Source organism: Shewanella electrica (assembly GCF_022321485.1).
Lineage (GTDB): Bacteria > Pseudomonadota > Gammaproteobacteria > Enterobacterales > Shewanellaceae > Shewanella > Shewanella electrica.
This window is the reverse complement of sequence record NZ_JAKOGG010000180.1, coordinates 1-280: the sequence shown is the minus strand read 5'-3', so window position 1 is coordinate 280 and position 280 is coordinate 1. Positions and strand designations below refer to the sequence as shown.

The 280-nt window shown below is 68.9% G+C and carries 1 protein-coding gene; it reads left to right on the top strand.

What is annotated here, in order from left to right:
* The coding region (locus tag L9G74_RS24065; protein ID WP_238898579.1) for a hypothetical protein at positions 1-280 on the top strand (280 nt) is incomplete at both ends.

Genomic DNA, 280 nt, shown 5'->3' with positions numbered 1-280 from the left:
CGAACGGCGTGCTCGTGGCGCTCGACGGGCGGTTCAAGTTGAGGGCCAACGCCGTGCCCATCACCGCCGAGGACTCGAGGGTGCACCGGTACGGCGTCACCGGCGACGACTGCCTCGCCCACCTCGACCTGGCGTTCAAGTTCGACGCGCTCACCGGCGACGTGCACGGCGTCGTCGGTCAGACGTACCGCTCCGACTACGTCAACAAGTTCGACGTCAGGGAGTCCATGCCCACGCTGGGGGGCGACCACAGCTTCGCCACCTCCGGCCTGTTCGCCGC